General features: G+C 61.4%; 20 protein-coding genes. 12 read left to right on the top strand and 8 right to left on the bottom strand.

The window, feature by feature from the left end; translation table 11 throughout:
* Window positions 1–62 precede the first annotated feature (62 nt).
* From VJZ71_01785 to VJZ71_01800, 4 genes are all read right to left on the bottom strand, one after another.
* Window positions 63–722: a DUF1579 domain-containing protein gene (locus VJZ71_01785; protein HKQ46780.1), complete on the bottom strand. Its 660-nt coding sequence runs from the start codon at window positions 720–722 to the stop codon at window positions 63–65.
* 96 nt (window positions 723–818) lie between these two features.
* Window positions 819–1,340 carry an SRPBCC domain-containing protein gene (locus VJZ71_01790; GenBank protein HKQ46781.1) on the bottom strand — a complete coding sequence of 174 codons (522 nt, stop codon included), beginning with the start codon at window positions 1,338–1,340 and terminating at the stop codon, window positions 819–821.
* Window positions 1,341–1,419: 79 nt separating this feature from the next.
* Window positions 1,420–1,941 carry an SRPBCC domain-containing protein gene (locus tag VJZ71_01795; protein HKQ46782.1) on the bottom strand — a complete coding sequence of 174 codons (522 nt, stop codon included), beginning with the start codon at window positions 1,939–1,941 and terminating at the stop codon, window positions 1,420–1,422.
* Window positions 1,941–2,315: a metalloregulator ArsR/SmtB family transcription factor gene (locus tag VJZ71_01800; GenBank protein ID HKQ46783.1), complete on the bottom strand. Its 375-nt coding sequence runs from the start codon at window positions 2,313–2,315 to the stop codon at window positions 1,941–1,943. The genes VJZ71_01795 and VJZ71_01800 overlap by 1 nt, the downstream gene beginning before the upstream one ends.
* Before the next feature lie 84 nt (window positions 2,316–2,399).
* Between VJZ71_01800 and VJZ71_01805 the strand changes: the two genes are divergently transcribed.
* From VJZ71_01805 to VJZ71_01840, 8 genes are all read left to right on the top strand, one after another.
* Window positions 2,400–4,391 carry a tetratricopeptide repeat protein gene (locus tag VJZ71_01805; GenBank protein HKQ46784.1) on the top strand — a complete coding sequence of 664 codons (1,992 nt, stop codon included), beginning with the start codon at window positions 2,400–2,402 and terminating at the stop codon, window positions 4,389–4,391.
* Between the two features lie 87 nt (window positions 4,392–4,478).
* Window positions 4,479–5,201: an ABC transporter ATP-binding protein gene (locus VJZ71_01810; GenBank protein ID HKQ46785.1), complete on the top strand. Its 723-nt coding sequence runs from the start codon at window positions 4,479–4,481 to the stop codon at window positions 5,199–5,201.
* A gap of 135 nt (window positions 5,202–5,336) precedes the next feature.
* Window positions 5,337–6,509, top strand: coding sequence for an ABC transporter permease (locus VJZ71_01815; protein HKQ46786.1), 1,173 nt, complete (start codon window positions 5,337–5,339; stop codon window positions 6,507–6,509).
* Between the two features lie 15 nt (window positions 6,510–6,524).
* Window positions 6,525–7,709, top strand: coding sequence for an ABC transporter permease (locus VJZ71_01820; GenBank protein ID HKQ46787.1), 1,185 nt, complete (start codon window positions 6,525–6,527; stop codon window positions 7,707–7,709).
* Between the two features lie 27 nt (window positions 7,710–7,736).
* Window positions 7,737–8,912: an FtsX-like permease family protein gene (locus VJZ71_01825; GenBank protein HKQ46788.1), complete on the top strand. Its 1,176-nt coding sequence runs from the start codon at window positions 7,737–7,739 to the stop codon at window positions 8,910–8,912.
* 7 nt (window positions 8,913–8,919) lie between these two features.
* A complete protein-coding gene (locus tag VJZ71_01830) occupies window positions 8,920–10,092 on the top strand; it encodes an FtsX-like permease family protein (protein ID HKQ46789.1) in 1,173 nt (390 codons plus the stop codon).
* A 21-nt stretch (window positions 10,093–10,113) separates the two neighbouring features.
* Window positions 10,114–11,349: an efflux RND transporter periplasmic adaptor subunit gene (locus VJZ71_01835; GenBank protein ID HKQ46790.1), complete on the top strand. Its 1,236-nt coding sequence runs from the start codon at window positions 10,114–10,116 to the stop codon at window positions 11,347–11,349.
* Between the two features lie 35 nt (window positions 11,350–11,384).
* The gene (locus VJZ71_01840; GenBank protein ID HKQ46791.1) at window positions 11,385–12,752 is read left to right on the top strand and encodes a sigma-54 dependent transcriptional regulator; all 1,368 of its coding nucleotides are present in this window, start codon (window positions 11,385–11,387) and stop codon (window positions 12,750–12,752) included.
* A gap of 59 nt (window positions 12,753–12,811) precedes the next feature.
* Here the strand turns inward: VJZ71_01840 and VJZ71_01845 are convergent, their stop codons facing one another.
* Window positions 12,812–13,741 (bottom strand): hypothetical protein, encoded by a 930-nt coding sequence (locus VJZ71_01845; protein ID HKQ46792.1) that lies wholly within the window; start codon window positions 13,739–13,741, stop codon window positions 12,812–12,814.
* A gap of 153 nt (window positions 13,742–13,894) precedes the next feature.
* Window positions 13,895–14,938: a dipeptide epimerase gene (locus VJZ71_01850; GenBank protein ID HKQ46793.1), complete on the bottom strand. Its 1,044-nt coding sequence runs from the start codon at window positions 14,936–14,938 to the stop codon at window positions 13,895–13,897.
* 416 nt (window positions 14,939–15,354) lie between these two features.
* On the opposite strand from VJZ71_01850, the gene VJZ71_01855 reads away from it, so the two are divergent.
* The 4 genes from VJZ71_01855 (at window position 15,355) to wecB (ending at window position 20,598) form a co-directional block, all read left to right on the top strand.
* A complete protein-coding gene (locus VJZ71_01855) occupies window positions 15,355–16,413 on the top strand; it encodes a 3-oxoacyl-ACP synthase III family protein (protein ID HKQ46794.1) in 1,059 nt (352 codons plus the stop codon).
* Window positions 16,380–16,979 carry an isoprenylcysteine carboxylmethyltransferase family protein gene (locus VJZ71_01860; protein HKQ46795.1) on the top strand — a complete coding sequence of 200 codons (600 nt, stop codon included), beginning with the start codon at window positions 16,380–16,382 and terminating at the stop codon, window positions 16,977–16,979. The genes VJZ71_01855 and VJZ71_01860 overlap by 34 nt, the downstream gene beginning before the upstream one ends.
* A gap of 730 nt (window positions 16,980–17,709) precedes the next feature.
* Window positions 17,710–19,455, top strand: a complete 1,746-nt coding sequence (locus VJZ71_01865; GenBank protein HKQ46796.1) for a hypothetical protein — start codon at window positions 17,710–17,712, stop codon at window positions 19,453–19,455.
* A gap of 33 nt (window positions 19,456–19,488) precedes the next feature.
* On the top strand, window positions 19,489–20,598 hold the full coding sequence (gene wecB / locus VJZ71_01870) for a UDP-N-acetylglucosamine 2-epimerase (non-hydrolyzing) (GenBank protein ID HKQ46797.1): 1,110 nt from the start codon (window positions 19,489–19,491) through the stop codon (window positions 20,596–20,598).
* A 6-nt stretch (window positions 20,599–20,604) separates the two neighbouring features.
* On the opposite strand, the gene VJZ71_01875 is transcribed toward wecB, so the two are convergent.
* Both VJZ71_01875 and VJZ71_01880 read right to left on the bottom strand, forming a co-directional pair.
* Window positions 20,605–21,279: an HAD family phosphatase gene (locus tag VJZ71_01875; protein HKQ46798.1), complete on the bottom strand. Its 675-nt coding sequence runs from the start codon at window positions 21,277–21,279 to the stop codon at window positions 20,605–20,607.
* A 76-nt stretch (window positions 21,280–21,355) separates the two neighbouring features.
* Window positions 21,356–22,159: a hypothetical protein gene (locus VJZ71_01880; GenBank protein ID HKQ46799.1), complete on the bottom strand. Its 804-nt coding sequence runs from the start codon at window positions 22,157–22,159 to the stop codon at window positions 21,356–21,358.
* Between the last annotated feature and the right edge of the window lie 261 nt (window positions 22,160–22,420).

Consider the following 22,420-nt stretch of genomic DNA (forward strand, 5'->3'; position numbering starts at 1 on the left):
ACCGGGCAAGAAAACGCCGGGCCCGGTCCGGACCCGGCGTCGAGCAATCAGCAGGGAGGGCGTCACTTCGCCCGAGTATACTCAATCTCCAGCGCCTTGTAGTCCTCGGCGGCGTGCAGATCGTAGATCGAGAACACGTGCTTGTCGTCGTCGATGATCTTCGTCTGGTACTTCACCGTCCGGCCGCGGATGTCCAGCATCGCCTCGTCCATCTCGCCGTACATCGTGAGTGTCGTGCCCGCCGGGTCCAGCGCCCCGGACATCGTCAGCATATGCGTACCCTGGTTGTCGGCCCACGAGCCGGTGTACATATGGCGGAAGTTGTCGTAGCCCAAAAGGCCCAAGCCCTGGAATTTCTTCTTGGACATGGCGCCGGTCTCGTCCGGCATCATGATCTCTCCCTCAAACTCCTCGCGCAGGAACCGGTTGTCTAGGATCCATTTGATCCGCGACTTGCCCTCGCTGACCACCGGCGGCGCCCCCGGGCCCGCCATCCACATCTTCATCTTCGTATCCCATTCGCCGACAAAGCGGTCAAGCTTCTTGTGCATCGTCCCCGGCGTGGCGGCGTCTTTCCACTTCTTCATCATGGCGGCCATGTCCGGCATGCCCTCCGGCATCCCCGCGGGCTTGTCCTTTTTCTCCTGCGATTGGCTTTGCGCAGCGATCCATGCCAATCCGACGATGGCCACCAGGCCGGCGATCAGTGACTTCCTACTCATGTCCGTTGTCCTTTCGTCCCCCGGTTGGCGAGCAGGCTGCACGCCGGCCGACGCAGCCGGGAGAAGCCCTCGGTCATTTCGATCTCGCAACCGCCGTCACCGAACCAGATGCGGCGGGATGGTTTTGCACTTGTAGCTTCGCTTTTCCAGCGGAAACACCCCCGGGGTAAACCGGCCATCCGCACCGACATTGGCCGCGCATTTGGGGATGAGCCGCTTCACAATTGTGCCCCAGCAGAAGGAAAGCATGAACCGCTGATACCACGCGTGGGTATGAGTCAGGCCGGAGTGGTCCAACGTCAGGCGCGTCCCGCCGTCCTCTGCAGCGAGAACCCAGGAGACGATCGAGGGTGCAGGTCGGGCGTCCCCCGCCTTTTTCGGCCCTGGCATCCATGAATACACCAGTCGCCGCGGCGACTCAACCTCCAGGACCTCGCATTCGTTGATATTGGGGAAACCCGGCAAGGGGTCGACTTGGAAAACGAACTTGTGCCCAACCACGGGCTTGAAATCATTGGGCATCAGCCATTCCGCGAGGGCCCGTGGGTCGGTCAGAGCGCCCCAGACCCTCTCGGGCGCGTAGGGGTAAAATGCAGTCTTGTGAATTGCAGCGAGCATCAGTCGAACTCCATCGTCATGTAGCCGTGTATTGGGGCAACTGGCTCGTTTGCGGCTTTCACCGATCTCGAACCCGCCGTCATCGAACCAGGTGCGGGGGTATGGTCTTGCACTTGTAGCACCGCTTTTCCAGGGGAAACGCGCCCGGGGTAAACCGGCCGGCGGCATCGACGTTGGCCGCGCACTTCGGGATCCACCGCTTCACCATTGTCCCCCAGCCGAAGCGAAGCATGAAGCGTTGCCACCAGGGGTGGGATTGGGTCAGGCCGGTGTGGGAAAAGGTCAACCGCGTACCGGTTCCCTCCGCAGCCAAGGCCCAAGATACGGTCGAAGGCGTCGGACGAACAGAACCCGCCTTTTTCAACACTGGCGTCCACGAATATACAAGCCTCCGGGGAGGCTCGACCTCCAGGACCTCGCACTCCGTGAGTTCGTTACAGCCCGGCATGGGATCGACCTGGAAGACGAACTTGTGGCCGACGACGGGCTTAAAGTCGTTGGGCATGAGCCACTCCGAAAGGGCCCGAGGGTCGGTCAGGGCGACCCACACTCTTTCGGGCGGGTAGGGGTAGAACGCGGTTTTGTGTATAGCGTCGAGCATTAGTCGATCTCCATAGTCATTTGTCTATGTATTGTCGCAATCGGCTCGTTCGCGGTCTTCAGGTGCTCACCCAGGGCATCCAGGCGGTGATCCCAAAAACGGTTGTACGTGGCAATCCAGGAAGTGATTTCCCGTAAATATATAGGTGTTATCCTATATATCCGCTTTCTTCCCAGCTTTCGGACCGCTACCAGGCCAGCCTCGCGCAATACCCGCAAGTGTTCGGAAATCGAGGGTTGGCTGATCTGAAACCCGGCGACCAATTCCAAAACTGCCTTGTCCCCCTCGACCAGCAGATCGAGTATCCTGCGCCGCGTCGGGTCAGCAACTGCATGAAAGACGTCCCCGGTGGCTGTGCTCCTGGCCATGGCCATAAATATACATAGGCTAACGTCTATATGTCAAGGGCATAGCCAAGATTTCTTGTGAATCAACCGCACCGGGCTTAGATTGACCGGATGTCTCCACCTGCCAATCCCGGCAAGACTGGCCACTGGCTTCCCGTCCTAGCCATGGGTGCAGCCCTCGCCTGTACCGTTTTTCTGGTCCACTTCCCTGCTCTCAATGCCAAGGCTCTTCTTTTTGACGACGAGCAATACCTGACAAAAAACATCCTGGTTCAGCAGCCCGGTTGGGCCAGCGCCAGGCGGTTTCTCGCAGAGATCTTCAAACCCTCCACGGTCGGCGGCTACTACCAGCCTCTCACCATGATCTCGCTCATGCTCGATTATCCCTTGGCGTCGGGCCCGACTGACGTTCGGCCCTTTCATCGCACGAGCCTGATCTTCCACGCCCTGAACACGGTGCTGTTGTTTCTGCTCCTACGATGGTTGTTCTCAGGGCCCGCCCAGGACGGTCGGCGACCTGGGCCGGCCATCCTCTGGCCCGCCGCCTTCGTCGCGCTGCTATTCGGCATCCACCCCCTCACTGTCGAGCCGATCCCCTGGGTCGGGGAACGCAAGACGCTCCTCGCGACCCTCTTCGCGCTGATCAGTTTGATCTGGTACGTCCGATGGGTCCGATCGACGCGTTGGACGGCAATGGCCGGATCGCTCGTCGCGTTTGTCTTGGCGCTCTTGTCGAAGCCGACCGTCACACCACTTCCATTGCTTCTGGTCTTGCTGGATATCTGGCCTCTGCGGCGATTCTCTCGCCGCTCGCTCTTCGAGAAGATTCCGTTTCTCGTCATCGCCGCCCTCTCCGCCGTCATCACCTTCGTCTCCCAGGCTCGCTCGGCCGCCGTTCACCTCCCGCAGGACTATGGACCCGGGCGCATCCCGCTCGTTCTGGCCCACAACATCGTCTTTTATCTCTACAAGATCGTCTGGCCCCACGACCTCTCGACGCACTACCCCTATCCCGATCCGCTGACCCTGTCCCATCCGATGATCCTCGCCGGGGCGATCGGGACCGTTCTACTGATGGTTATCCTCGCGGTGTCGCTCCGCTGGACGCGCGCCGCCGCGATCAGTTGGCTGTTCTTTTTCATCGCCATCCTCCCGACCATGCAGATCGTGGGGTTTTCCAACGTCATCGCCTCGGACAAATACGCGTACTTCCCCTCGCTGGGGATCTGTCTCTTTGTCGCCTGGCTTCTGTCGCGAATGTGGAGTATCTCGGATCGATCCACGCGGCTGCGGCGTATCGCCATTACGCTCGTGGTCCTCCTGATCGCCGCCGCCGAAGCCCGCGCCACGCGCGGCTATCTCGAGAAGTGGCGGACGACCGAGTCTTTCTACCGCCACATGATTTCTCTCGCGCCGCAAGCCGCCCCGCTCTACAACGATCTGGCCGCCGACGCCGCGCGCCGCGGTCTGCACGACACGGCGGCGTTGCGCTTTCGTCAGGCCATCCATCTGGATCCGGAAAACGGCTGGTTTCGTTCCAACTACGGCGCCGTCCTCTTTGAGCAGGGCAAGCTCAATGAAGCGGCGGCGGAATACCGCGAGGCGCTGCGTCTGAATCCCGAATTAGCCGACGCGGCCAACAACCTGGGACTGGTGTTAGCGCGACAAGGGAACCTCGATGAAGCCGAGACCTTTTTCCGGCAATCCCTTTCAAAGAAAAATGAAGTGCCCGACACGCACAACAACCTCGCCGCGCTGCTCCTGCTCAAGGGGAAGAACGAGGAGGCCGCCGCATCGGCCGCCGAAGCCGTGCGTCTCAATCCGCACCACGCCGAAGCGCAATTCAACCTCGGCCTGGCCCGCGCCCGCCAGGGCCAACTCGACGAAGCGCTGAGCCGCTTCGATGAGGCCGTTCGCCTTCGACCGGACTACATCGACGCGCTCATCGGCCGTGCGGACGTCTTCACCATGCGCCAGGACTGGGACCGTGCCGAGGAAGCCTATCGCGCCGTCCTGCGGTTGCGACCGGATCACGAGTCGGCCCGGCGTGGTCGGGACCGCGCCCTGGCGCGGCGCGCCGCAACCACGCAATCCTCGCAGTAAAACCGCTGTTTTCGCGTCCCTTCCGCGACCACGCTATACTGGAATTACAACGAAAGGTTCCATCCCAGGTCTTTCCCGGAGGTCGCAATGAGCAGCGCGGATATCGAGCTACGAGGTGTTCGCAAGGTCTATCAGAAGGACCGTATCGATATTCCCGTCCTCGAAGGCCTGAATCTCGACATCCGCGCGGGGGAATTCGTCGTCCTCATGGGCCCCAGCGGCTCGGGAAAATCGACGCTTTTGCACCTCATCGGTGGCCTGGATTCACCGACGGCGGGTTCGGTCCGCGTCGGCGATGCCCGGCTCGAAGCCATGTCGGAACGCGAGCGGACGAGCTGGCGCAGCCGCCACGTCGGCTTCATCTTTCAGATGTACCACCTCGTGCCGGTCCTGACGGCGGCGCAGAACGTCGAGTTGCCGCTCCTGCTTTTCAAGATGTCCTCGGCCGAGCGCCACGAGCGTGTGGAGACGGCGCTCAACGTCGTTGGTCTCGCGGATCGCATGGACCATCGCCCCAACCAGCTCTCGGGCGGTCAGGAGCAGCGCGTGGCCATCGCCCGGGCGATCGTGACCGACCCGGATGTCATCCTCGCGGACGAACCGACGGGCGATCTGGACGCGAAGACGTCGGAGGAGATTCTGAACCTGCTCAACGTGCTCAATACGGACATGGGCAAGACAATCCTGATGGTGACGCACGATCCGCGGGCGGCTTCTCACGGTCAGCGGACCGTGCATCTCGACAAGGGCGTTTTGGAGCGCGAAGAAATCAACTCGGCCCGGCCTCGAATGGCCGCCGCGGCGAGCTAGTGCAATGTCTCAATTGAACTTGCAGGCCCAGGGGTGGCACGGTCTGACCGCGAAGCGGGCAGGCCGTGTTGGGCATGCGCACCACGGCCTCGCTGCTGCGAGACCGTGCCACCCGAATTGTGAATTGAGGCGACAATGACCACGACGTACGTGCTCATGCAGAACCTGCGGCGCAATCCGCTGCGAACCGCGCTCACGGCCGTGGCGTTCGCCCTGCCGATGGCGATCTTCGTCGCGGCGATCTCGTTCGTCGTGGCGATGGCCGAAATCGGCAAGGCGAATGCCAAAGAACTGCGGATGGCCGTCCATCACAAGACGACGGTCATCAACATGCTGCCCGAGGGCACGCGAAAAAAAATCGAGGCGATGGACCCGGACGAGAAGCGACTCGTCGCAATCTGTGGGATGCGCTGGTTTGGCGGAAAAGTGCCCAATACCCAGAACGCGATTCAAAGCCTGGCGGCGGACCCGGACACGTTTCCCCTTGTTTACACCGACGCGGAAATGAGCGAAGCAGATAAGGAAGCATGGAATAAAGACCGCCAGGCGTGCGTCATTGGTTACGGCGTCGCGGAGACCTACGGCTGGTCGCCGGGGAGCCGAATCGTCCTCAAAAGCTCGGTGCCCCCCTATCTGGAACTCGAATTTCACGTCATCAAGATCCTGGCGACAAAATCGCGGGCCAATGTCCTTTATTTCCGGCGCGATTTCCTGGCCGAGTCGCTGAAAGAGGCCGGGGAGGTCAACCATGCGTCGTGCAACATCTTCTGGATCAAATGCCGCGATGTGGAGTCGATGCGCTCGCTACAGACCGAAATCGACGCGACCTTCGCCAACAGTCCCAACGAAACAAAATCGGAAGACGAAAACGCCTTCGGCGCGAGCTTCGCCCAGGCGGCGGGAAATCTGCCGGGCCTGATGCAAGCCATGGCCATCGTCGTTGTCGTCATCATCGCTCTCGTGGCGGGCAACACCATGATGATGAGCTTCCGCGATCGCACGCGCGAACTCGCCGTGTTCAAGGCCATCGGCTTCCAGAACCGGCGCATCTTCCTCATCGTCCTGGGCGAGAGCGTGTCCATGGCGCTGCTCGGCGCGATCATCGGCATCGTCCCTGCCGTCATCTTCCTCTACCTTTTCCCCATTCGCCAAATGGGGCTTCTGCCGATCAGCGCGCTGACCGTCTCGCCGGTGTCGGTCATTGGGTCACTGGTCATCGCCTTGTTGGTCGGGTTGGCCGCGGGTTTGACGCCCGCCGTCCGCGCGCTGCGCTTGCGTACCGTCGATGCGTTGCGAAACGTCGCTTAGAAGGGAATCGAATCCTTGGCGCTGCCGCTCTCTTACAACTGGCGAAACCTCCTGGTCCGCAAGACCACCACGACGCTCACCGTCTTGGTCATCGCGGCGGTCGTCGGTGTGTTCGCCTGGCTCATGGGCTTTCGCACGGCCCTGACGCACTCCCTCTCGTTCGCCAACGACCAGCACAAGCTCATCGTCCTCAAGCAGGGCGCGACGTCGGAAACCAACAGCGCCATCCCCACCGACGAATACAACAAGCTGACCCAGCTCAATCGCGAGATCCTGACCGACGGCGGCGGCGAGCAGCTCAAGAGCCCCGAGATGATTGTGCAAGTGTCCCTGCCACGCGTGCGCGACGCCGGCCAGACCAACGCCAACGTCGCCGTCCGTGGGGTGACCGATGAGGCCTTCAAGGTGCATCCCAACATCAAGCTGCTCGGCGAAAAGTTCCGGCAGGGCGCGCTGGAGGTCATCGTCGGTCAGTCGGCGGCGAAGCAGTTCGCCGGACTGGAGATCGGCCAGACCATCAACCTCGGCTACAGCGGCAATCGCGGATACAGAATCGTCGGGTACTTCTCCGCCGACGGCGGGCCCATGGAGAGCGAAATCTGGGGACCGCTGACCACGCTGATGAGCTCCTACCAGCGGACCATGTACTCCTCGGTCGGCCTGCGCCTGGCCCCGGACATGGTCCCCGAACAGGTCGTGAAGACGATCGAAGGGCCCGCAATCGAACTGACGGCCCAGACCGAGCCGCAGTATTGGGAGGAGCAATCCAAAAACGTCCAAATCTACCTGATGATTGTTTCGATTCTGGTGGCAATCATGTGCGCCGCCGCGGCCTTTTCCATCGCCAATACGATGTTTGCCTCAGTCGCCGGGCGGGTCCGTGAGTTCGCCATGCTCCGCACGATCGGCTTTTCGAGCGGTCAGATACTGGTCAGCGTGATCATTGAGGCGGTATTGCTCTCCATCCTCGGCGGCCTGTTGGGGTGCCTGGGATGCTTGTTGTGGCTGGAATTGGCCGGAAACACCAAGGATATGTTCGGTCGCAGCACCTTTACGACAATGGCCTTTGAGATCCATATGACGCCGTGGATCGTATTTCTCTCGCTGGTGTCGGTGGCAGTGGTGGGCGTCCTGGGGGCCGTAGTGCCGGCGATTCGGGCCGCGCGGGTGCAGGTCGTCACGGCCCTGCGGCAAGCCTAGAATTAATTCCCGCCTTGGCGAGTTACCTTGACGCTCCGCATTCTCTATCTTTCCCGCAACCTCACCCGCAACCCGCGGCGCACCCTGCTCACCTGCGCGGCGGTCGCCCTCCCGATCACGGTGTATGTCCTGGCGATGGCCGTCGTCGACGGCGTCAATCGCTTCCTGGAAAACTCCGGCAAACAATTGCGCATCGCAATTACCCAGAAGACCTCCATCATCAATCCCCTGCCGGAAGGCCATCGGCGAAAGATCGAAGCGCTTGATCCGACAGGACAGCGTATTGTCGCCGTTTGCGGGCTTCGCTGGATCGGCGGACAACGGGAGAATGCGCCCACGCCGCTCTCGTCCATCGCCGTGGACCCGGACACGTTTGTGAAATGCTTCCCGGAACACAGGTTGACCGAGAAGGAAATCGAAGCCTGGCACAAGGACCGTCAGGCGATCATGCTCGGCCGCGCCACGGCGGGCGAGATGGGCTGGAAGGTAGGCGATCGCATATCCATCCTGCCGTCCGTGCCTCCTTACCGGCCGCTGGAATTTCACGTCGTGTCCACGCTTCCCGACGCCGAGGACTATGTCACGAACTGGTTTCGGCGCGACTACTTTGAGGAAGAGATCAAGAAAGAAGAGGACCTCCCTCTGGGCCAGGTCAGTTTCTTCTTTGTAAAGTGCGCGAGCAAGGAGGATCTCGATTTCTATCGAGGCGAAATCGACCGGCACTTTTCCGGCTCCCGCGACGAGACCAAATCCCAGGATGAAAAGACGTTCATGAACGAATTCATCACCCAGCAATTCGATTTGCCGAAAAATCTTACCCTTCTGTCCATTCTCACAGTTTTCGTCGCCGTCACAGCCGCAGCCAACACGATGAGCATGAATTTTCGCGATCGAATCAACGAAGTCGCGACGCTCAAGGCCCTCGGCTTTTCCGGCGGATTCTCCTTCGCGCTCATTCAGGCAGAGAGCCTGCTGTTGTGCGCGCTCGGCGGTTTGATCGGGGCGCTCGGTCCCTACATCGCCTTCACCTACACGCCGCTGAAAAACTGGACCGTTCCGCTCATCCAGACTCTGGTCGTAAACTTGAACGTGTGCGGCCAGGCGCTGCTCATCGCCCTGGCCATCGGCGTCATAGCCGCCGCCTGGCCGAGCTGGTCGGCGGCCCGTATGAAGGTCGTCTCCGCACTGCGAAACCTGGAATAACCCCGCCATGGCGCTGCCGCTCATCTATAACTGGCGAAACCTGCTGGTGCGAAAGCTGAGCACCACGTTGACCTTCACGGTCGTCACCTCGATTGTGGCGGTCCTTGCCGTCCTCCTTTCCTTTGCCGCGGGCATTCGCGCTTCCTTAGGGGCCAGCGGTTCGCCGCTCAACGTCGTTGCGCTGCAAACCGGCGCGACCGCCGAGAGTACGAGCATTGTTCGGCCCGACGAAGCGGCGAGACTCGTGCAAACGCCCGGCGTGGGGCGGAGCGCCTCCGGCGAATCCCTGATCAGCCAGGAACTCTGCGTACAGACCAATATCCCGCGCCGAGGTCCCACTGCCGCGCAGGCCAACGTCGCGGTCCGAGGCGTCGACCCCGTTGCGTTCGACGTCCATCCTGAGGTCAAGATGATCGAGGGGCGGATGTTCGCGTCCGGGCCATTGGAAGTGATAGTCGGAAAAGCCGCCCGGGATCGCTTCGCGGACCTGCACGTCGGCGGACACGTCGTCATGGGCAAGACGAGCAATCGATCTTATGAAGTCGTCGGCATCTTCGAAGCGGGCGGCGGCGCGCTGGAAAGCGAAGTCTGGGCCGGCCGAACGACGCTATCCGATTCCTTCGACCGCCGGTTCGTATCGTCCGTCGTGCTCCGCCTGGAAGATGCCGCGCAGATGGATGCCGCGCTTCAATACATCCAGGGGCCTGTGGTCAAGCTCAAGGCCAAGCGCGAGCTTGATTATTACTCGGATCTGGCGTCCAAGAGCGAAGAGATCGTGCTGTTGACGTCGATCTTGATTACGCTGATGGCGATCGGCGCCGTCTTCGCCGTCGCCAACACCATGTATGCCGCCGTAGACGGACGCCGACGTGAGATCGCGATGCTGCGCACATTGGGATTTTCGCGCACCGCGATAATCACCTCCTTCATTGTTGAGTCGCTTCTCGTGTGCTTAAGCGCCTGCGTCGTCGGACTCCTGGCCAGTTCGTTTGTCAGTGGAACCAGGCAAGACTATTTATCGGACACCACTTGGACGGTTTTGGCCTATGAATTGAAGATGACTCCGCAGATCGTTCTGTCTGCGCTCGCGTTGGCGACGATCGTCGGTGTGACCGGCGCGTTGGCGCCCGCCGTTCGCGCCTCGCGGACGCGGATTATTGAAGCCCTGCGAAAGGCGTGATATTTCGCTAAAATCCCTACGATGGCCGCGCCCCCCGACATTCGAAGCCAACTCCGCACGCTGAGCATCCCCAAGGAACGTCGGCCCGTGGCCGCCGCGCCCGCGACCGTTTCTCATCGCCATTACCGGCGGATCATCTTGCTGGGCGGCCTGACCGGGGCGCTGGCCTTTGGCCTTTATTTTGCCGCGCGCCAATGGGGGGGCCTGCCGGGAGCATCCGCCAAGGCGGACGAGATTCGCCTTCATGTCGTCACCGCCCGCAAGGCCGGCGAGCCGCTTCCGGTCCTCACGGCGACGGGCAAGATCGTGTCCGACCACAAAGTCCAGGTTTCCACGAAGGTGTCGGGCCAGATTGTCGCCCTCCATTTCGAACAGGGCGATCGCGTCAAGGAGGGCCAGGTGCTGGCCCGGATCGAGGATGTGATCTACAAGGCACGTCGAGATCAGGCGGCGGCGAATCTCGAGAAGTCACGAGCCAATTACGAGTACCAAAAAATCAACTTTGAGCGGATGGCGAGGCTATTCGAAGGAAAAAACGCGCCGACCATCGAGCACGCCGACGCCAAACGGGCGCTGGAAGAAGCAAAGGCCCAGGCTGCCGCCGACGAGGCCGCTTTGGCCTGGGCGCAAAAGGCCCTGACCGACTGCGACGTGATCGCGCCGATTGCCGGCGTCATCCTCCAACGCGATGTCGAGGTCGGCGATTTCGTCGCCGCCGAGGGTGGCCGCGGAATGATGGCCAACGCCCAATTCGGCATGATCGCCGACATGGCCACGCTTCGCGTCGAGGTCGACATCAGTGAACTCGACATTGCCAAAGTGAAAAAGGACATGCCCTGCACCATCACGCCGGACGCTTACAAGGACCGGCGCTATCGCGGTCACGTCCTGTGGATCGATCCCGGGGCCAACTACTCCAAGGCCACAGTGCAGGTCAAAGTTCGCATTGACGATCCCGACGATAACCTGCGTGTCGAAGGCTCCGCGCAGGTCGCTTTCCTTTCCGAGCCACCTCCGGCTGAAAGCCCGTCCGGCGGTTCGGCAATCTGGATTCCGGCGTCTTCCTGTCAACGAGACGCCGACGCCAAAAGCGCCCGCGTTTTTCTCGTCGACAACGGCCGGCTCCGTCAGACGCCGATCCGCATCGGCCGCGAAGTCAGCGGTCTGGTCGAAGTCCTCGGAGGCCTGACGCCCGGCCAATCGATCGCCATTGATGGGCTGGACCACTTGTCCGACGGAATGCGCGTTAGATCGTAGCTGCGGCCCTTTCCCGTTATTATCCTTCGACCCCCATGTCCGACACCGCCTTTATCCTGATTGTCGAAGACGAACGCTCGCACGGCGAGGCCCTGAAAGAGGGACTGGAGCGCGCCGGACATGCCTGTCGGCTCGTCGATTCCGGCGACGAGGCCGTCGCGTCGATGAAACACCGCGTCCCCCACGTCGTCGTGACCGACTATCGCCTGGGCGGGTCGCTCAACGGTCTGGAGGTCCTCAAGATGGCCCGGCTGATCAGCCCCTGGACGCAGGGCATTCTTATCACCGCCCACGGCGATGAGAAGCTGGCTCGCGACGCCATCATTGAGGGCGGGGCCTACGACTACCTGCCCAAGCCGCTCGACCTGGAACAACTTCGGGCGACCGTCAACCGCGCGGCGCGGCAGGCCATGACCCTTCGAGAGAACTTTCACATGCGCGAGCAGCTCGATCGCGCGTATTCGTTCGAGGGGATCATCGCGGTTTCGAGCGCGATGCGCAGCGCGGTCGATCGCGCCCGCCGCCTGGCGAAAACCAAACTGACCGTCATCATCTATGGGGAATCGGGGACGGGCAAGGAGTTGATCGCCCGCGCGATCCACAACAACTCCGATCGGCGCAAGGGACCGTGGGTCCCGGTCAACTGCGCGGGCATCTCCGAGGGGATTCTGGAGTCCGAGTTGTTCGGCCATGTCAAAGGCGCGTTCACCAACGCGCACACGGATCGCCGCGGTCTCTTTGAGGCCGCCGACGGCGGGACGATTTTTCTGGACGAGATTGGGGACATGCCGCAGCAGATGCAGGCCAAGCTCCTCCGCGTCCTGGAAAGCGGCGAGATCGTCCGCGTCGGCTCGAACAAGCCGATCCACGTCGATGTCCGCGTCGTCGCCGCCACGAACCGCGACCTGAAGCAGGCCGTGGCCGACCGGACCTTCCGCGAGGACCTCTTTTTCCGCATCAACCAGGCGGATATCAATCTCCTGCCGCTCCGCGACCGGCGGGAGGAGATCGCTCCCCTCATACACCACTTCATCGAGCAGGCCAATGCGCTTCACAAGAAAGGCGTGAAGACGGTCACGTCCGAGGCGCTGCGCCTTTTGGAGAACTACCGCTGGCCGGGAAACGTGCGCGAGTTGCAGAACGTCGTGAATCAGATGGTGGTTTTCTGCGACGGAGAAACGCTGGATGTGAAGGACCTGCCCTCCACGCCGCCGATCAACGCCAGCACGGAGATCGTCCCCCTCAAACCGCGGGCGTTCAACCTGACGCTCGAAGAGCTGGAAAAAATGGCTATCCAACACGCACTCGCCCAACACGGCGGCAACCGCGAAAAGGCGGCGAAGCAGCTCGGCATCGGCGCGCGGACGCTGTATCGGAAGATCAAGGAATACAACATCAGGTGACGGAGGAGGGAATGGCGTCGGACGGATACCGCTCGCTGTCCCTGCATGTCACTGAGTTTTCAATTGATTCGTCTGTTAAACGTATGACGCCAGAATAGCATAAGCACAACGACGATCACTGGGGCAGGCTCAGGTACATAGACCGCTAACCCGAGTAGATTCCAGGGAGGCGGATCGGCAAGATCGACAATCGCGGAAAGCTCAGAGCCGTCGGACCGCGCTCGCCAGATTCTCGTTGCTGAATTATCAGCGATGTACATGTAGTTCAATGACGACTCCCATTCGATGTCGAGGACTCTCGATGATTCGGGCAGTTGAAATTCAACACGTGAATTCGACCCATCCAAGCCCGTTGACCAAACGTTGCTGAAATCGTCTCCAATAAACATTCGGTCGTTCTCCAAGTCCAGGGCCAGACCTGTGACGCCGCGATCGATTTGCGTAATCAACGTGACTTCGTCCCCTTCCAGATTGGCGCGCCATACGCGTCCGCTCGTTGATCCATTCGTAGTCCAATAGATATGCTCGCGATCCGGATCGAGGCAAACGCGATATGTTCCTCCAATGCTTGACGCGTCGACTATGGTTTCAATACTTGAACCGTCTAGATTAGCCCGTTGAATCCGACTGCCACCGCGGTCAGCCCAGTACATCTTTTCTCTTCCAACGTCCAATGCCAAGCCAATGGGGCCCGTTATGATTCCGATCGGAACCAGTTCCTCTATGTTGGAACCGTCGAAGTTGGCGCGTTTGATTCGGCGATTTCCAAGGTCCGACCAATATATTTTCAATGCCAACGGATCAACCTCGATGTCCGCAGGAGTATTCAAACCTGTAGATACGATTGTTTCGATGTTGCCTCCAGCAATATCTGAGGTTTGAATGATGTTTCTGTTGCCCCAGAAGATCGACTCCTCAGTGATTCTCGGATCGGATGAGACACCCCCTACACTCAATAGTGAATTCAAAGCCAAAATACCCCATTGCATTTCTCACCCCTTGAACGGTACCTGGAACCACGAATGTTGAGATTCGCCCGCCCATTCTATCAAATCTGAAGCGTCCGTGGAAGTCTAGGCGCTTTAGTGGGGGCGCGATGGAACGAGTATCTCGACCATAAGCAAATCCTCGGGGCTCCAATACTAGATCGAATTGCGAGACTCGGCGAGGTCATTTGACTCAACGCCCAGACCCGGCCGATTGCTCAACGTCAACCGCCCGCCCGCTCCGCCGATTCCAGTAAACGGATCGTGAGCCAACAGCAGGTGACCGTCGAGGTCCAGCCAGTCGGCCAGCGGGGCCAGTTGCAGGGCCGCGGAGATGCCCAGCGAGCTTTCGATCATGCAGCCAAGCATGACCTCGAGACCGTGGGCGCGGGCCAGGCGGATCATCTTCAGCGCCTCGCGGATGCCGCCGCACTTGCTGAGCTTGATGTTGATGCCATCGACGCAGCCGGCTACCTTCGGCACGTCGTCCGGCCGCACGCAGCTTTCATCCGCCACGATCGGCAGGATGCCGGCCTCCTTCAGCCGCCGAAGCCCTTCGATATCGCCCGCGGGTAGCGGCTGTTCGACGAACTCGACGCCGTACTTCGCCAGGCGCGGGAGCATGTCGAGCGCGTGATCCACCGTCCACGCCGTGTTCGCATCGACACGGATCGTCTTGGACGGGACTGATTCGCGCACCCGTGCGACGATCTCCTCATCGTTCGGACCACCCAGCTTCAGCTTGAGAATCGGGTACGCCTCCGCGCACCGCACGCGCTCAACCACCGCCTGGGGTTCATCGAGCCCGATCGTAAAGGACGTCGTAAACGGGCCGGTCGGCTGGCAGCCCAGCAATTGAAAAGCCGGAACACCGGCCTGCTTCCCGGCCCAATCGTGCAGCGCCGCATCCACCGCTGCGACGGTCGCCATCTGGTCGCCGAAACCCTCCACCAACCGATCTATGGACTCGCCAATGGAGGAAAAAGGCCGCTCGGACAGGACTCCGGACATCGCCAATAGGGCCTTTTCCGCCGACTCCAGAGTCTGACCATACGTGTCCATTGGGGCGGCTTCGCCCCATCCGACGATATTAAGATGGGTAACTTTTACCCAGAGCGTCTTCTTGTCCAGCCTTGTGGCCTTGGCGGTTCGAAAAGATCCGGCCAAACGCAGCAAAATTGGCGACCAGGAGATTTGCATGGCCTATAATCTCATCTATCCAGGGATACTTGCGAAGGTGCAATTCCCCACGAAAACGGCGGGTTTGTGAAAGTTTTGTCCAATTTGAGTTCCCTGCAATGAGCCGTCGTTGGCGAGACAAATGTATTGCCAACATAAGCTTATGGATTCACCCGAATACCCTCTCCTGCCCCTTCTTGTCCGCCGAGGGGGCCACCAGGGTTGTGACCCTCCCGGTTTTCGGGTAAACAAAGCGGCTGCCTTTGTGGCGCGGCTTTTGCTAATATACTCGGCTTGCCGTCCGGCGCGCTCACGCGTAAAAGGACGCGGTTGCTCTCCTGTAGACGACCAGCCAGGCGAGAGTATCGACTAGGAGTGCTATGTCTTTGTTACCTGTACGAATCGCCGGGACCGGGAGTTTCCTTCCGGGTCCGCCAGTGCCCAACGAAAGGCTGGAGTCCGTCCTCGGCCCGCTGAACGACGCGCCGCAAAAAGTCCGCAGCTTCGTCGAAAACCTCGGCAAGAAGATGCTCGATCGCGGCGGCGTCCTGACGCGCCACTTTGCCGTCGACCCCGAAACGGGGGACATGACCTACAACTTCAGCAGCATGGCCGAAAAGGCCGCGCGCAACGCCCTGGAAATGGCCAAGATCGAGCCGCAGCAGATTGATCTGCTGATCATCTCCTGTCCGTCCTACGATCAAAGCACGCCGCCGACCAGCGCCCTGCTTCAGGAACGATTGGGCATCCAAAGTTGCGCCGAAATGGAGATTCACTCCAACTGCACCGGCGTGGGCAAGGGCGTGCAAGTCGCCTACGACGCGCTTCGCTCAGGGCGCTATCGAACGGCCCTCGTCGCCTACAGCCAGCTTTCGTCCATCTATCTGCGAAGCTGCTATTACAACCAGCCCAAGATGGACAAGGTCCATGCGGCGCTTCGCTGGATCCTGGCCGATGGCGCCGGCGCCCTCGTTCTACAGGCGAATCAGAACGGCAGCCCGGGCCACGAGATCATTGGTACCTTCGTGGAATCCGTCGGCGCCGGCCGGCCCGCGGGCATGATTGCCGGGGGTGCCGCCGCCGATCTCATGCCGGCCGCGCACCAGATCCCCCAGCTTTACGCCGACGGCATGCACCACTTGTGGCAGGACTTCTCCGCGGTGAATGACAATGCCGCGCCGCTCCTGCTTCAGGGGCTGTGCAACTTCACCGGCCAGCTCAAGATCGAGCCCGGCAGCGTCGATCATTACGTCGTCTCCATCCCCACGCTCCAGCTTTACGAAGACCACATCCCGGCCTTCCTCGATCGCCTGAGCATCACCCGCGACAAGATCAAATTCCGCAGCGCCAAGATCGGCTACTGCGGCGGCGCGGCCACTCTGCTCCACCTCGACGAAATGATCCGCTCGGGCGAACTGAAGTCCGGTCAACTCGCCATCGTCCACGCCGTGGAGTCGAGCAAGTGGATGACGGCCGGCTTCGCCGTGCGATGGTAGACGGACCCACGCCTCTCAACCCCCCGCCCGAACGCCCGTTCGCCCTGCGAAGCACGATCTACACAGCCGGCTTCCTGTTGGTCATTCTTGCCGTCGTTCCATCTGTTTTTTATCTGCTCGGCGAATGGATCCTGACCTCCATCCCCGCTCGATTCATCATCCAGGCGTATTGGACCGGCTTTCGAACTCTGCTCGGTATCGCCGTTTTCACCATCGGCCTCGCGGCCTACCTGTATTGCTCGATCTGGCTGATTTATCACGGCCGCGGGCCGCACGTGGAGTTCGATCCGCCCAAGGTCTTCGTCGCCACCGGCCCTTATCGCTGGGTCCGCAATCCCGTCGTCATTACGCTCCTGGTCGCTTTTCTGGGAGAGGTGATCTTTTTCGCATCCCTCGGGTTGATCGTCCTTTTCGTGCTGGGCGTGGCCTTCGCACACTATCAGGTGACGCGGATTGAGGAGCCGCGACTGGCCACCCGGTTTGGCGAGTCATACGCCGAGTATTGTCGACAAGTGCCCCGATGGTTGCCCCAACCTCCCCGCGAGACGACTCCGCCTCCCCAATAAAAAAGGCCGCCCGATTCTTCGGGACGGCCTTTTTGTTTTCGTTTCGCTTTCGAGGGGTTAGGGGAGGACCACCGGGTCGATCACGGGCCACAAGCCGCTCTTCGTGATTTCGATCAACGCCAACCACAGAAATTCATAAATCGCCATGACTTTCTCCTAATCGTTTGGCCTGCGTCTTCAGGCCGCCGACACACATGTGTCCGTTCGCGGCTCGATTGTCTTGCAGGTCTGTATCCATACCTACTTGAGCCGAAGCGGACGGTTTCTGTCACGCGAGGAATCAATTTTTTTTCGCATCGTCCTGACCCGGTCAGCGGATGAAAATCCGCGCAACAAAAAAGGCCGCCTCATGGGCGGCCCTTTTTTTGATTCGGTCCTCGGTCAATCCAGCCGGTTGCGGCATTAGACCGGAGGAATGACCGGCCAGAGGCCGTCGCCGACCAACTTGGCAGCTTCGAACGCGAGGGCAAACAGCACTTCGTAAATCGTGGCGACCATGATCCAACTCCTTCTCGTATGGCCTGCTTCTCGAAGCCGCCGACACGCATGTGTCCGTCGCGGCTCGTTGTCTTGCAGGTAACTGTCCATACCTACTGGAGCCGGAAGCCCCCATTTCTGTCACGCCCGGGAAAGAAAAAACTCTTGAGCCGCTGGATTCGTATGAAAATAGTGGTTCGAGGCGCCCGAGCCCCCACGAACGCAAAATCGGACCCTGGTTATAATCCCCGCCATGCGACCCTCCTCCCGAAAATGGCTCGCCGCCCTCCTTTCCCTCGGCCTCCTGGTTGCCGCCGGGGCGCAGGTCGGGCCGCTCGACGCCCTCCGTAAGAAGCACCAGCTCATCATGCCCCCCCTCCCGGAGACGGTCCGGCCCTCGATGTTCCTTTCGCCGCTCCTGGCCCTCGGCCGCGCTCCCCTGGTCGATTACCTCTGGCTTCGCGCCACCCAGCTCAAGGAGGAAGGCCGCTTTTTCGACGCCTACCAGCTTTCCGAGATGATCTGTGAACTCCAGCCCAAGTTCGCCAGCGTCTGGGCTTTTCAGGGCTGGAACATGTCCTACAACATCTCCGTCACCCTCAAAAGCCCCGAGGAGCGCTGGCGCTGGGTCAAGAACGGCTACGAACTCATCCGCGACCGGGGAATCCCCCTCAACCCCAACAACACGCAGCTCTACCGCGAACTGGCCTGGATCCTCTTCCACAAAGTCGGCGACTTCATGGACGAGTGGCACTCCTACTACAAGCTCCAGTTCGCCCTGCAGATGGAGGACATCCTCGGTCCCGTGCCCGACGGGTTCGTCAGGCCAGGGCAGGTCGAAGGCGACTACTACCGCGAATATGATTTCCAGACTCTGGTCGACGCGCCGCAGACCATCGAAGAGTTACTCCAAACGCCCGGCGTGGCCGATTTCGTCGCCAGGCTCAAGACGTTCGGTTTCGACGCGGCCGCCGACGGAGTCTATCTCAACCTTCTTACCGGTCTCCGGGAGGGAACCATTCAGGTTCCCGATGCCAAACCCGGCGAGGAAGAAAACCGACTCGCCGCCCTGCGGGCGTTCATGTCCGAGCCCGCGACACAGGAGGCGCGCCAGGCGATCGAGATTTTTTGGCGGGCCTATCGGCTGCGAAACGAGGTCAAGCTCGATCCCGCGAGAATCGTGTCCATAGAAAAAGCGCTCGGAATACGCCTGGACTTTCGGCTTGCCGAATCCCACGCGCTGTATTGGGCCAATCTCGGCATGGAAAAAGGCATCGACACCCGTACCAATTTCGACGTACACAAGCTGAATACCAACCGCATCGAGTTTTTCTGCCTGCAGAAGATGTTCCACCGCGGCCGGCTGGCGATGAGCAAGGATGCCAAGCTCGGCGAACCGCCGCTGCTCGCCCCGGATATCCGCTTTGTTCCCGTTCTCTTCGACGCCTTCGTCCGCGACTCCGCGCAATATCTGAAGGAAGAGGAGCAGAAAAGCCCGGTCTCCATCAATTTTGTGTCCGGCTTCATCGGTTTCGTCCGCAGCGCCATTCTCCGCTACCACGAACTGGGGATGAACGACGAGGCCAAACACTATTTCGACTGGCTAAAGGAGACGTACCCCGACCCCATGTACGCCAAGGGCCTCGATGGTTTCCTCTACGAGCAAACCAAATTCGATCGCGACATCGCCGATATCCGCACCACCACGGCCCGCGTCGAGGCGCTGATCCGCCGCGGAATGCTTCAGTATGCCTATGGGGAAGACGAAGAGGCGGTGCGGTACCTGGCGCGGGCCAAACAGGTGTACGACGCTTATCAAAAAAGCGTGGTGTCCGACCGGATGAAAATCGCCTTTACTTTCCCCCAGATCGTCGAAAAGCTTGCGGACGAGGTCGGGGGCCAGATGTACCGCGGCTCGTACGAGATCATCCGCAAGAAGCTGGGCCTGCCGCCGCCTCCCCCCGAACCGACGACGAAGAAGGAAGAACTGGGCCGATAGAACCCTGCAGAGCCTGTACTTGCGGAGCCCCTTGTGCCCAACCCCTCACGCCTCAAGTGCCTGCTCGCCTGCGGCGCCCGACCCAACTTCATGAAGATCGCCTCGCTCGTCTCGGCCTTCGACGCGACCGGTCACATCGATCGCCTCCTCGTCCACACCGGTCAGCATTACGACGCCAATATGTCTCGGGCGTTCTTCGTCGACCTCGGCTTGCCTGAGCCGGATGTCAATCTTGGCTGTGGCGAAGGTTCCCACGGCCGCCAGACCGCCGACATCATGCAACGTTTTGAACCACTGGTCGTCCAGCACCGCCCCGACTGGCTCATTGTCGTCGGCGACGTCAACTCCACCATCGCCTGCGCCCTCGTCGCCGCGAAACTCAACGTGCCCATCGCCCACGTCGAGGCGGGCCTGCGCAGCTTCGACCGCTCCATGCCCGAGGAGATCAACCGTGTCCTGACCGACCGGCTCAGCCAACTTCTGTTCGTCACCGAGCCGGCGGGTATGACCAATCTCGCCGCCGAAGGAATCGACGCGGCGCAATGCCATCTCGTCGGCGACACGATGGCGGATACGCTCCTGCGCTATTTGCCCCGCGCCCGCCAGACACCGATGCTCGCCAATCTGGGGTTGACCCCCGGTGGTTACGCGCTGCTCACGCTCCACCGCGCTGGAAACGTCGACGACCCGAACATCCTGGCGGGTATCCTCGACGGCCTGTCGGACGTCACCGCGCGAATTCCCGTCCTCTTTCCCGTTCATCCACGGACCCGCGGCCGCATCGCCGAGTTCGGCCTGAGCGATCGCGTCGCGCGGATGAGCGGTCTTCGACTGATCGATCCGCTCGGCTATCTCGACTTCCTCGGCCTCATGGCGTCGGCCAAGCTCGTCATTACCGACTCCGGCGGCATTCAGGAAGAAACGACAATCCTCGGCGTCCCCTGCGCAACCCTCCGCGAATCGACGGAGCGCCCCTACACCGTCGAGACCGGCACGAACACCCTCGTTCCGCCGACGTCGGAGGCGATGCGCGCGGCCCTGCCGCAAATCCTCTCCGCGCCCCCGCGCATCGCAACCAAGAGTCCCCTGACCGACGGCCAAGCAGGAGAGCGCATTGCGGCGATCCTGCTCGCTCAAACTTAACGAAGTCTACAAAAAAAGTGCCGCCAGCATTTGATCATCGACGCGCGTGAGATCGGCCACCGTCGCATCCGCAGATGACGGCCGCCACGATTGCGCCATCGCCCCGACCGCCAGCACCTTCATCCCCGCCGCCTTCGCCGCGGTTACGCCATGCCGGCTGTCCTCAACGGCCAGGCACTCGTTCGGCTGTAGCCCCGGCGATTTCTCCGCCAGCAATCGGCACGCCAGCTTGAAGCCGGTCGGGTCGGGCTTGGACGTGGGCACGCTCTCGGCCGAAACGATGACGCTGAAGAGCGGCAGCAGCCCGCGCGGTCGAAGGAGAAACTCAATCTCCTCGCGCAACGCCCCGCTGCAAATCCCCAGCGCCCAGCGCCCCGCCGCACGCCGGATAAACTCCTCAACCCCCGGCAGCAGCGGCAGCTCCCCCTCGATCATCTCCCGATAAAGGCCCTTCTTCGCGAGCACCAACTCCCCCAACCGCTCGGGCTCCAGCGGTCGCCCCGCTTCCTCAAACAGCGTCTTCACATACGCCGCGTCGGTCAGCCCCACGTATTTTTGGAAATACGCCTGCTCCGTCGGCACTGGTACCACGCCCTCCAGCACCCGGCAAAACGCCCGATAGTGAAGCGGCTCGGTGTCCGCAATCACGCCATCGCAATCGAAGATAATCGCGCGAAGCATCCGCCCATGATAACGGCGGACGGCTCATTCTGTGACCGCCGCGAGCCCCTACGATCGGGTTTTCCAAGGCAGTCAATTATTCGCCGGGCGGAGGCGGCGGAGCGTCCGGCTCCTTCGGTCCGCGGCGACCGATGCGACCCTCCCCCTCACCGACTTTATGCAGCATCGTCAATAACTCCGCCTGGTCGACGCGACCATCGCCGTCCGCATCCGCCCGCAACCAGCGCTCCGCTCGCCGGCCCTCCAACTCCTCCGCGGACAGAACGCCGTCGTCGTTCCCGTCGAACCGGTCCATGATTCTCTTGGCGCGTTCTTCCGGATTGCCGCGCGGCGGCCCTCCCGGAAACCGGCGGCGCTCGCCAAACCCGCGCGCCCTTTCACCGGGCCGCGCATCGTCCGGCGGCGCTCCACGGCGGTGGTCCCATCGCTCAGCTTCCGGAGCGCTCAGCGGTGCGTCCGCCTGTCCCGCGCGCCCGCGACCCTTTCGTAGCTCCTGACTAAGTTCGTCGTGAAGCGCGCGCCGAAGTTTCTCCGGATCGCCCTCGGCGCGTTTCATCGCGCGGTCGATCGCCTCGTCAATCTGCCGCTCGAACGGTCCGCCATCCCGGAAAATGCCGCGCGGCCCGTCACCGCCACGCGGGCCGCGCCGTCCGCGATCACCGCGCGGACCTCGATCTCCGAGCTCCTGCCGTCGCTGTCCATCGCGTCGGCCGCGCGCCTGTTCAAATTCCTCCCGCTGGATCACGCCGTCGTGATTCTGATCCAATCGCTCAAACGCCCCTTCTCGCGGCGGCGGCGCTTCAGACTCCGCACCCAGCGCCCGATCGACCATACCCAGCCCCGCCAACACCGTCGCGACAATTGCTGCTCGTATCAACATATTCATGCTCCTGTTATTGAACCTTGTTGAACCCATTGGCGAGGGCCGCCGTTTCCACTCGAACCGAGTCGGCGGCCTTGCCCCTATGACGAAAAACGCCCACGGGGCGGCCCTTATTGCCGCGCGTGAACTTCCTCCCCATTCGCCGTTATCCTACTCACCCGATCCCGCGTGGTTGTGGTCAGATCGGGCGTCCGATCGTTTGCCGTCGCCACCTCGCCGTGATTCTTGGGGCACGCTATTCGACCCCGGCGCGCCGGG

Source organism: Phycisphaerae bacterium, assembly GCA_035275405.1.
In the GTDB taxonomy this organism is placed as follows: domain Bacteria; phylum Planctomycetota; class Phycisphaerae; order UBA1845; family UTPLA1; genus DATEMU01.

Coding starts and splice junctions, on each gene's coding strand:
- VJZ71_01785 (HKQ46780.1), bottom strand. CDS start 722: ATGAGTAGGAAGTCACTGATCGCCGGCCTGGTGGCCATCGTCGGATTG.
- VJZ71_01790 (HKQ46781.1), bottom strand. CDS start 1,340: ATGCTCGCTGCAATTCACAAGACTGCATTTTACCCCTACGCGCCCGAG.
- VJZ71_01795 (HKQ46782.1), bottom strand. CDS start 1,941: ATGCTCGACGCTATACACAAAACCGCGTTCTACCCCTACCCGCCCGAA.
- VJZ71_01800 (HKQ46783.1), bottom strand. CDS start 2,315: ATGGCCATGGCCAGGAGCACAGCCACCGGGGACGTCTTTCATGCAGTT.
- VJZ71_01805 (HKQ46784.1), top strand. CDS start 2,400: ATGTCTCCACCTGCCAATCCCGGCAAGACTGGCCACTGGCTTCCCGTC.
- VJZ71_01810 (HKQ46785.1), top strand. CDS start 4,479: ATGAGCAGCGCGGATATCGAGCTACGAGGTGTTCGCAAGGTCTATCAG.
- VJZ71_01815 (HKQ46786.1), top strand. CDS start 5,337: ATGACCACGACGTACGTGCTCATGCAGAACCTGCGGCGCAATCCGCTG.
- VJZ71_01830 (HKQ46789.1), top strand. CDS start 8,920: ATGGCGCTGCCGCTCATCTATAACTGGCGAAACCTGCTGGTGCGAAAG.
- VJZ71_01835 (HKQ46790.1), top strand. CDS start 10,114: ATGGCCGCGCCCCCCGACATTCGAAGCCAACTCCGCACGCTGAGCATC.
- VJZ71_01840 (HKQ46791.1), top strand. CDS start 11,385: ATGTCCGACACCGCCTTTATCCTGATTGTCGAAGACGAACGCTCGCAC.
- VJZ71_01845 (HKQ46792.1), bottom strand. CDS start 13,741: ATGCAATGGGGTATTTTGGCTTTGAATTCACTATTGAGTGTAGGGGGT.
- VJZ71_01850 (HKQ46793.1), bottom strand. CDS start 14,938: ATGCAAATCTCCTGGTCGCCAATTTTGCTGCGTTTGGCCGGATCTTTT.
- VJZ71_01865 (HKQ46796.1), top strand. CDS start 17,710: ATGCGACCCTCCTCCCGAAAATGGCTCGCCGCCCTCCTTTCCCTCGGC.
- VJZ71_01875 (HKQ46798.1), bottom strand. CDS start 21,279: ATGCTTCGCGCGATTATCTTCGATTGCGATGGCGTGATTGCGGACACC.
- VJZ71_01880 (HKQ46799.1), bottom strand. CDS start 22,159: ATGTTGATACGAGCAGCAATTGTCGCGACGGTGTTGGCGGGGCTGGGT.